Annotated in this window: 7 protein-coding genes and 1 pseudogene; all 8 read left to right on the top strand. The window is 72.2% G+C overall.

The features are described from left to right. A partial coding sequence (locus O3Q52_RS45085; RefSeq protein ID WP_269654302.1) for a hypothetical protein occupies positions 1-1,063 on the top strand: 1,063 nt, incomplete at its 5' end. Positions 1,064-1,165: 102 nt separating this feature from the next. Beyond that, entirely contained in the window at positions 1,166-1,591 is a 426-nt protein-coding gene (locus O3Q52_RS45080; protein WP_143640083.1) for a phage tail protein, read from the top strand. Between the two features lie 14 nt (positions 1,592-1,605). After that, complete coding sequence (locus O3Q52_RS45075) at positions 1,606-2,328, top strand: LysM peptidoglycan-binding domain-containing protein (protein ID WP_269654301.1); 723 nt, start codon at positions 1,606-1,608, stop codon at positions 2,326-2,328. Next, positions 2,328-4,205 (top strand): VgrG-related protein, encoded by a 1,878-nt coding sequence (locus O3Q52_RS45070; protein ID WP_269654300.1) that lies wholly within the window; start codon positions 2,328-2,330, stop codon positions 4,203-4,205. Before O3Q52_RS45075 ends, O3Q52_RS45070 begins: the two co-directional genes overlap by 1 nt. 106 nt (positions 4,206-4,311) lie before the next feature. Further along, a complete protein-coding gene (locus O3Q52_RS45065; RefSeq protein ID WP_143640485.1) occupies positions 4,312-4,743 on the top strand; it encodes a GPW/gp25 family protein in 432 nt (143 codons plus the stop codon). Continuing rightward, on the top strand, positions 4,743-6,710 hold the full coding sequence (locus tag O3Q52_RS45060) for a putative baseplate assembly protein (RefSeq protein WP_269654299.1): 1,968 nt from the start codon (positions 4,743-4,745) through the stop codon (positions 6,708-6,710). The genes O3Q52_RS45065 and O3Q52_RS45060 overlap by 1 nt, the downstream gene beginning before the upstream one ends. Before the next feature lie 49 nt (positions 6,711-6,759). Next, complete coding sequence (locus tag O3Q52_RS45055) at positions 6,760-7,317, top strand: phage tail protein (protein WP_269654298.1); 558 nt, start codon at positions 6,760-6,762, stop codon at positions 7,315-7,317. Then, positions 7,314-7,510: pseudogene (locus tag O3Q52_RS45050) on the top strand (zinc ribbon domain-containing protein); the annotation flags it as partial. The gene O3Q52_RS45055 and the pseudogene O3Q52_RS45050, both read left to right, overlap by 4 nt.

The following is a 7,510-nucleotide window of genomic DNA, read 5'->3' as shown; positions in this document are numbered from 1 at the left end:
CACCCCGGTCCAGCGCGCCACCACACCAACCCCCCGGCAGCGCCCCCTGCTCGGCGCTCCCCTCTCCGCCCCGCCCCCGAACGCGGAACCCCTCTCCGGGCGTACCTCTCCCGGCAGTTCGGGCGTTGCCGGGACGCCCGCCGTCCAGCGTGCGGCGACAGCACTCCAGGCAACGGCACCGGACCGTACGCCCGGACCGCCACCCGCCACCCTGATCCACGGAACCCCGGCTCCCGCGCAGGCGGCACTGCCTCAACGCCCCCCGGCCGTACCTCTGCGGGCCCCGGCCGCCAACGCCCCTGCCGTACAACGCGCCACGGCGATCCCCTCCGGCGCGGGGCACCCGGCCAAAAGCACCAGCCCCGCAGCCGCCGCACCCGCCGCAGGCCCTCCCATGCGCAGCCTGACCCCCGCCCGTGCCCTCACCTCCGCCCCAACGCCCGCGGCATCCCCAGCCGGCCCGCGCCGGGCAACCCCCACGGCCGTCCCGCTGCGGCGGCCCTCGTCCCCGGGCTCCGGACCGGCGGTACAGCGGCGGGCCGTCGCCCCCAGCACTCCGGTCGGCCGTGCCGTGCCGCTCCTCTCGACCACCGGGTCCGGGTCCGGTTCCACCCCGCCCGTCGTCACCCCCAGGACGACCCCGCAGGCGCCGGCGCGAGCAAGTGCCCTTCCCGCCGCGCCAGTTGTCCAACGGCACGCCGCTTCCGCACCGGCCCCCACACCCATCCCCGTACAGCGGGAAGCAGGCGGTGCGCCCCAGCCGACGCCCGCCAGGACCACCACGGCCGTCTCGACCGTCACGGCCCACGGCACCTCGTCGCGCGACGTGTCCGCGTCCGGCTCCACGAGTGATCCACACAAGAAGCACAAGACGCCCGACTCCGACGAACTGCCGCCCGAGTACACCCCGGTCGCCAAGGGCCAGTTCGACCCCCGTTCCCTGACCGACTTCCAGCTCGACGAGCTGACGCACAGGCTGATCGGCCGGATCACCCGGCTGGTCCGCACCGAACTGCGGCTCGACCGGGAGCGGATCGGCAAGCTCCGCGACCCCCGCCGCTGACCGCCCACGACCCGGCGCCCACCACCCGGCGCCCGACGCCCACGACCCCGTACGCCCCCGCACCACCCCGCACGACCGACGTCCGCAGAAAGGCCGCCCCCGATGTCCCGCGATCTCGACCCGGGCTCCACCATCTTCTTCACCCTGACCATCGACGGCGAGAGCCTCGGTTACTTCAACGGGTGCGAAGGGCTCTCGTCCGCGGTGGAGATCGAGCAGCACCAGGAGGGCGGCAACAACGGGTTCGTGTGGCAGCTTCCGTCGCGTGTCACCTTCTCCAACATCCGGCTGACCCGCCCGCTGACCCCGGACACCACCAAGGTCGCGGCCTGGATCTCCTCCGTGACCACCGGGGTGAAGCGGCCCACCGCGCAGATCGCCGCGTTGCGGGCGGACGGTTCGGAGGTGGCCCGCTGGGGGCTGATCGACGTACTGCCGGTCAGCTGGCAGGGCCCTTCCCTGGACCCGGCCAGCCCGGCCGTCGCCACGGAGGTCCTGGAAATCACCCACCACGGGTTCACGGACTGAGGGGGCGGCACCACATGGCAAAGGGAAGCAAGGGCGCAGGCAAGAGCCTGGTGCGGGCCACGCTGGCCATCCACGAGCCGCCGGTCGGCACCAGCACCACGCCGGGCGCTCTGATCAAGACGTTCAAGCTCGACTTCAACCCGGCGCAACTGACGCTGAGCCGCCGCGCCCAGTGGAAGACGACGCCCACCGCGGCCGTACGCGACGGCAACGTCCCCGAGTTCATGGGGCCGGAACCCCGGGAGATGACGGTCGAGATCTTCCTGGACTCGTCCCTCGATCCGAACAGCAACTCCGTGCTGAAGAAGGTGGAGTCCCTGATGGCGTGCTGCGAGACGACGACGAAGAGCATCGCCGCCAAGCAGCCCTCACCGCCCTGGGTGGTGTTCCAGTGGGGCTCGTTCTCCACGGCCCGCTTCACGGCGTACGTGAGTTCCGTGGAGGCGACGTACTCGCTGTTCGGCACGACCGGTGTGCCGATCCGGGCCACCTGCCAGGTGACGCTGCACGAGATCCCCAGCAAGGCCAAGGGGCAGAACCCGACCTCGGGCGCGCTCACCGCGCAGCGCGTGCACCGCGTCGTCGCGGGCGACTCGCTGCAGTCGCTGGCCTGGCGCGAGTACGGCGACGCCGCCGCGTGGCGCGCCATCGCCGAGGTCAACGGCATCGACAACCCGGCCGATCTGCGGTCGGGCACGGAACTCCTGATGCCCTCGGCCGAGGAGGTGCGTTCCTGATGGTTCAGCCCGCGTACTCCACGCTCATCCAGGTCACCATCGACGGCAAACCGCTCCCGGACGACTACGCCCCGATGCTCGTCGACGGCTGGGTCGACCAGGGCGCCGGGGTGCCCGCCGCGTTCCGGCTCACCTTCCGGGACGCGGACCGGGAGATCCTCTCCAAGCTGGGCATCAGGTTCGGGTCCAAGGTCGTGCTCACCCCGATCGCCGACGGCAAGGGTGCCTCCGATCCGCTGCTGACCGGCGAGGTCACCGGTCTGGAGGCGGACTACGACGGCACCGGCACCTTCACCGTCGTCCGCGGCTACGACGCCGGGCACCGCCTGGTGCGCCGGCGCCGGGTGGCCGCGTACAAGAACCAGAGCGCCGCCGACATCGCCCGCAAGCTGGCCAAGGAGGACGGCCTCCAGCTCGGTGTGATCGGTTCGACGAAGACCGTGTACGAGTTCATCAGCCAGGCCAACGTCACCGACTGGGACTTCCTCTCCCGGCTCGCCGACGAGAACGGCATGGTCATGTCGGTGAACGCGAAGGGGAAGTTCGAGTTCGCCAAGCCCAAGCCGGCCTCCGGGGCTCCCGGGGTCGGTACGGACGGGGACAAGAGTCCGTTCGTCCTCCAGGCCCGCCACGACATCCTGCGGCTGCGGGCCGCCGTCACCGCCGCCGACCAGGTCGGCAAGGTCCAGGCGCGCGGCTGGGACATCACCACGAAGAAGAAGCTCACGTCCATGTCGCTGGCGACCAAGAACCCCGGGGTCAGCATCGGCACCGCCCCGGGCGAGGCCGCCAAGAAGTTCAAGACCTCCACGCTGGTCGAGACGGGCACGCCCTACGACAAGCAGGCCGAGGTCAAGTTCGCCGCGGAGTCCCTCTCCGACGACGTGACCTCCTCGTTCGCCGAGCTGGAGGTCGCCGTGCGCGGCAACCCCAAGCTGCGGCCCGGCGTTCCGGTCACGCTGTCCGATGTCGGGGAACCCTTCCAGGGCAAGTACACCGCCACGTCCGTACGGCACGTCTTCGGCGACGGGCAGCACTACGAGAGCTGGGTGACCTTCAGCGGACGCCAGTGGCGCTCGCTGTACGGGCTTGCCTCCGGCGGCGGTTCGGCCGTCGAACCCCGGATGCCCGGCGTGGCCAACGCCATCGTCACCAACGTCCAGGACCCGGACAAGCAGGGGCGGGTCAAGCTCCAGTTCCCCTGGCTGGACGACCAGTACGAGAGCGACTGGACCCGGGTCACCCAGTGGGGCGGCAAGGGCGGCGGCGGGATCTTCCCGCTGGACGTGGTCGACGAGGTCCTCGTCGCCTTCGACCGGGGCGCGCTGGACCACCCCTTCGTCATCGGCGGCCTCTACAACGGCAAGGACGAGCCGACCCCCGTCACGGACGTCCCGCTGCACGACGGGCTGCGGAAGAAGGCGATCCGGCACACCCTGTCCGACCGGCAGGGCAACCGCGTCGACCTGCTCAGCCAGACCACCGGCACCCGTAAACAGGGTGTGCGCGTCGCCAGCGGTGACGGCCGTCTGACGATCAACCTCGACCGCACCAAGACCGAGATCACCGTGGACAGCAAGGGCACGGTCAGCATCACGGGCAGCAGATCGGTGTCGGTGGAGGCGGGCACGGACCTGACTCTGAGCGCGCGGCGCAGGCTGACCATCAAGAGCGGCGGGCTGCTCAACATCCAGGGGAGGAACGTCAACGTCAAGTCGCTCGGCGGGGCCGTGGCGGTGGACGCGGTGGGTGCCCTCAGCCTCAAGGCCGTCGGAACCGTCCAGGTCAGCTCCGTCGGCCAGGTGGGCATCCGGGCCGTCAACGTCGACCTCATGGGCATCGTGACGGTCAACAAGAAGCCGTATCCGATCCCATGACGGCCGAGACGTACACCGGACCCGCACGAAGCAGAACCGTGCGAAGCAACACCGCAGGAACAAGAAGCAGGACCGAGACGACGAGGAGAAGGCGGGTGGCCCACTGATGGCCGAGCAGTTCGTCGGATCCGGCTGGGCCTTCCCGCTGCGCATCGGCCCCACCGGGGGCATCGCCCTGGTCAGCGGGGAGCGCGAGATCGAGGAGGCCATCCGGCTCGTACTGGCCACCGCGCCGGGCGAGCGGCCGATGCGCCCGGAGTTCGGCTGCGCCATCCACGACCTGGTGTTCGCGCCGGTCAACGAGGCCACCGCGGGCCGCATCCAGCACGAGGTGTACACGAGCCTCGACCGCTGGGAGCCGCGCATCGAGGTGAGCGACGTCGAGGTGACCGCCGGCCGCGAGACCGAACAGGGCGTGCTCTTCATCGACGTCCGCTACTCGATCCGCGGCACCAACAACCCGCGCAGCCTGGTCTTCCCGTTCTACGTCATCCCCTCCCACGACGAGCCGGACCCGGCTCCCGAAAGCGACCGCTGATGGCCCTGCCCTCCCCGAACCTCGACGACCGCCGCTTCCAGCAGTTCGTCGACGACGCCAAGCGCTACATCCAGCAGCGCGCCCCGGAGTGGACCGACCACAACGTCTCCGACCCGGGCGTCACCCTGGTGGAGACGGTCGCCCACATGGCCGACCAGATCGTCTACCGGCTCAACCGGGTGCCGGAGAAGAACCACCTGGCGTTCCTGGATCTGGTGGGCATCACGCTGTTCCCGCCCTCCGCGGCCCGTACGGAGGTCACGTTCTGGCTCTCCGCGCCGCAGGAGGAGCCGATCCTCCTGCCGGTGGGCACCGAGGTCGCCACCACGCGCACCGAGAGCGAGGAGGCCGCGGTCTTCGCGACCGAGCTCGAACTGACCGTCGTGCCCTGCGAGTTGAGGCATCTCGTGGTCCAGCAGAGCGGTGAGCCCGTCGCCGACCGGACCGCCGATCTCGCCGAGGGCAAGGACGTCATGTGTTTCTCCGAGGCCCCGCGGCCCGGGGACTGCATGCTGCTCGGGCTCAGCGCCGCCGTGCCGCACTGCGCGGTCGGGATGGAGCTGGACAGCCGGGTCGACGGTGTCGGCGTGGACCCGCGGCAGCCGCCGCTGGTCTGGGAGGCGTGGACCGAGGACGGCTGGACCGAGTGCGAGGTCGACCGGGACGGCACCGGCGGTCTGAACCGGCCCGGCGAGGTCGTGCTGCACATCCCCGGCGGGCACACCCTGTCCCGCACCGGCGGACAGGAGGCCGGCTGGCTGCGCTGCCGGGTCACCGAACCGCTGCCCGACCAGCCCTTCTACACCACCTCCCCGACCGTCCGCTCCGCGGAGGCGTTCAGCCTCGGCGGCACCACCACGGCCGTACACGCCGAGACCGTGTACGACGAGGCGCTCGGCGAGTCCACCGGTCTGCCCGGGCAGCGGCTGCGGCTCGCCCACGCCCCCGTGGTCGGCGACACCCCTCCGGTGCTGCTGCAGACCGCCGAGCACGACGGCGGGACCGGCTGGTCCGATTGGGAAACAGTCCCGTCGTTCGCCGCGTCCACCCCGCACGACCGGCACATCACCCTGGACGCCGCCACCGGTGAGATCGCCTTCGGCCCGGCGGTGCGGGAACCCGACGGCACCCTGCGTCAGTACGGGGCGGTGGCCCCCAAGGGCGCCGTCATCCGCGCCCTGCGCTACCGCACCGGCGGCGGCAGGACCGGGAACGTGGCCCGCGGCGCCGTCCAGGTGCTGCGCACGTCCGTCCCGTACGTCTCCGAGGTCGTCAACCGGGAGGCCGCACGCGGCGGGGTCGACGGCGAGACGGTGGAGGAGGCGAAGACCAGGGCGCCCATCACGCTGCGCGCCCAGGAGCGGGCGGTGACCCTGCGCGACTACGAGGAGCTCGCCCGCCGGGCCGCCCCCGAGACCGCCCGGATCACCTGCCTGGAGGGCGACGAGGGCGAGCACGGGGCGTACGCGGTACGGGTGTTGGTGGTTCCGCAGGCCGTGCCCGACCCCGGCGGCCGGCTGCGCTTCGAGCAACTGGTGCCCGGCGACGCGCTGTTGCGCCGCATCACCCACTACCTGGACGAACGCCGCCTCATCGGTACGCGGTTGGCGGTGGGCCCGCCCTTCTACCAGGGCGTCACGGTGGTCGCCACGGTGCACGCGTTCCGCGGCACCGACACGGACCGGGTGCGCCGTCAGGCGCACGACGCCCTCTACCGGCACCTCGACCCGCTGACCGGCGGCGCCGACGGGCGGGGCTGGCCCTTCGGCCGTCCCGTGCAGTCCGGCGAGGTCTTCGCCGTGCTCCAGCGCGTACCCGGCGTCGAACTGGTCGACGAGGTCCAGCTCCACCCGGCCGACCCCCTGACCGGCAAACGCGGCGACGCGACCAACCGCATCGACCTCCAGCCCCCGTCCCTGGTCTTCTCCTTCGACCACCGGGTGCGCGTGATCGGGGACCGGCCGTGAGGGCCACGCCCCGGACGGGGCGCGGGGCCGTATCGAGAGGCGGCCGCCCATGAGAGGTTCCATCGACGGGCTGGGTTCGTCCGCGCCGATCGGCATGACGCTGCCCGCCGTGTTCGCCGACGACGATCTGGCACAGCGGTTCGTCGGCGGGCTCGACGACGTGCTCGCACCGATCCTGGCCGTCCTCGACTGCCTGGACTCCTACTTCACCCCGGCCCTGGCCCCGGTGGACTTCACCCGGTGGCTGGCGGGCTGGGTCGGCGCGGAGACCGACGGCACCGAGCCCGACGACCGGCTGCGCGCGGCCGTCGCCGCCGCCGCGTATCTGCACCGGGTACGGGGCACCAGCCGCGGTCTGTCCGAGGCGATACGCCTGGTCTTCGGCGTGACCCCGGAGATCACCGAGAGCGGCGGCGCCGCCTGGAACGCCCGGCCCCTCGGTCCCGTTCCGGGCGACCGCAGCCCGCGCCTGCACGTCACGCTCCGCCTGCCCGACCCGACGCGCGCCGACGAGCACCGGCTCGACAGCCTCGTGGCGGCCGCCCGACCCGCCCACATGCCCTACACGGTCCAGGTGACCGCCGCCGAAAGGACTCCCGAGAGATGACCAGCCAGAACTCCGGCACAGGACGGGAGCCCGCCCGCAGCTGCGTCGAATGCGGCACCCGGGCGGAGCCCGGCCAGTCCTTCTGCGACTCCTGCGGTGCGGTACTCGGCTGGTCCGGCGGCCCGGACCGGGCCGACGCGGCTCGCAGGGACCCCGTGCGCGCGGAGGCCGCCGCACCGGCGCGGGACTCCGC

The sequence above is a fragment of the Streptomyces sp. ActVer genome (assembly GCF_027270795.1).
In the GTDB taxonomy this organism is placed as follows: Bacteria; Actinomycetota; Actinomycetes; order Streptomycetales; family Streptomycetaceae; genus Streptomyces; species Streptomyces umbrinus_A.
This window is presented reverse-complemented; position numbering and strand designations above follow the sequence as displayed.

Bases quoted from the DNA above. Each gene is read 5' to 3' on its own strand.
- O3Q52_RS45080 (WP_143640083.1), top strand. From the start codon at position 1,166: ATGTCCCGCGATCTCGACCCGGGCTCCACCATCTTCTTCACCCTGACC.
- O3Q52_RS45075 (WP_269654301.1), top strand. From the start codon at position 1,606: ATGGCAAAGGGAAGCAAGGGCGCAGGCAAGAGCCTGGTGCGGGCCACG.
- O3Q52_RS45070 (WP_269654300.1), top strand. From the start codon at position 2,328: ATGGTTCAGCCCGCGTACTCCACGCTCATCCAGGTCACCATCGACGGC.
- O3Q52_RS45065 (WP_143640485.1), top strand. From the start codon at position 4,312: ATGGCCGAGCAGTTCGTCGGATCCGGCTGGGCCTTCCCGCTGCGCATC.
- O3Q52_RS45060 (WP_269654299.1), top strand. From the start codon at position 4,743: ATGGCCCTGCCCTCCCCGAACCTCGACGACCGCCGCTTCCAGCAGTTC.
- O3Q52_RS45055 (WP_269654298.1), top strand. From the start codon at position 6,760: ATGAGAGGTTCCATCGACGGGCTGGGTTCGTCCGCGCCGATCGGCATG.